We start from the raw sequence: 1,549 nt of genomic DNA, 5'->3' as shown, positions 1-1,549 counted from the left end.
CCGTCGACGCCGGGGCCCGCACGCTCCCGGCCGAGGCGGTGGCGCGGTCCGGCGGGGCGATGATGCCGCTCGGTGCCGCGGGCGCCGGGGCGCGGCCGGCCCAGAACGGGGACCACAGTGCCCCGGACTATCTGGTGACCACGGACAACGGATCGGACCTGCTCGGCCGGCTGCCGTCGGTGGGCCCGCAGGTGGTGGGCGACGCCGAGCCGGTTGCGGTCGCCGACGACGGGCCGGACATCGAGCTGCGCCTCTGAGTGGGTGCACCTGCGAATCCGGCCGGCTCGCTTGGGAACCGATCGCGGGGGCCGTGCGTCTAATGAATGAGAGCAACTTCGGGGGGAGTGGATCAACGGTGACGACGACGCTGCAGATGGAACCGGGCGAGATGCGGGAGGTGTCCCGCGCGCTCGCCCACATGGCCGACACGCTGCGGGACGCGCAGCGCTGGGCGGCCGATGGCACGGCACCGGCGGCCGCCGGGTACGACGAGGTGTCGACCGGGGTGGCGCGCGCGGTCGACGAGACCGGGCGGGCGCAGCGCGCCGTGTCCGCCACGGTGCTGCGCGACCTCACCGACCTCGCCCACGCGGTCGGCCGGCACGCCGAGCTCGTGGCGCGGCGGGACGCCGAGACCGCCGAACACCTCACCGCCCGGGCCTGACGGTGCGGGCGCGAGAGCTGGCGCCGCAGCAGCGGAGTGGCGTCCTGGGCGAAGGGTCGGAACCGGCGGCGCGGTGGACCGGCGTCGACTGGGCGGCTCGTCCCGTCGAACGACTGTCGGCAGATCTGCTGGGTAGCAATGGATCCGGTCCGCTGCGGGCCGCCGCGCACGAGTACGGCCGGTTGGCGGGCGCCTACGCCACCGCGGCGGTGGACCTCGACCGCGCGCTGGGCAGGCTCGACGCTGCGGTGCGCCTACACCGCGGCGAATCCCGTTCGGGCGCAGTCGGAGCCACGAGTAGCGACGGCCTTCGCGAATACGCGCGATGGCTCGCCCGGCACGGCGCGGAGCTCGCCGAGTATGCGGCGGCACTGTCTGCGCAGGCGGCGTCCTACGAGGCCGCGGCGCTGGCGATGCCGGGATCCGGCGAGCTCACCGCGCTGCGTGCCGAGCGCACCCTCGCGGAGCGTTCAGTGCTGGCGGACGGCGGCGTTCTGGCAGGGCGATTGGCGCGGCTCGAGACTGCGGAGCGCGACTCGCACCTGCGCGCGGTCGCCGTCATGGAGGGGTACGAGGATGCGGCGCGCGGTACGGCGCGCCCGCATCGATTCACCGCCCCGCCACGGGCCGCGTCCGGTACGCGCGACAAGCGGAGCAGGACAGGCGGGCCTGCATCGGGCGGTCGGGCGTCCGGCGGTGCGGGCGGCACGGCCGGCGGTGTGGGTACGTCGGCGATTCCGGCCGCACCCCTGCCCGGCTACCAGGCGGCGGCACTGATCCGCGACGAGCCGCCTGCGCGGTCGGTCGCGGTCCCACAGCAGGGGACGTCCCAGCCGTTGGGGCGGGGGATGCCACTCGCGCCGGCCATGCTCGGCGCCGCGGGGG

Annotated in this window: 2 protein-coding genes and 1 pseudogene; all 3 read left to right on the top strand. The window is 75.9% G+C overall.

Going from position 1 to position 1,549, the window contains the following annotated elements:
* Positions 1–257, top strand: a pseudogene (locus ABD908_RS27290) (hypothetical protein); the annotation flags it as partial.
* A 98-nt stretch (positions 258–355) separates the two neighbouring features.
* Entirely contained in the window at positions 356–664 is a 309-nt protein-coding gene (locus ABD908_RS27285) for a PE domain-containing protein (protein WP_345002036.1), read from the top strand.
* A gap of 2 nt (positions 665–666) precedes the next feature.
* Positions 667–1,549 (top strand): PPE domain-containing protein (locus tag ABD908_RS27280; protein ID WP_345002034.1); only part of this gene is annotated, 883 nt, incomplete at its 3' end.

It is taken from the genome of Tsukamurella soli, assembly GCF_039541155.1.
GTDB lineage: Bacteria > Actinomycetota > Actinomycetes > Mycobacteriales > Mycobacteriaceae > Tsukamurella > Tsukamurella soli.
This window is presented reverse-complemented; position numbering and strand designations above follow the sequence as displayed.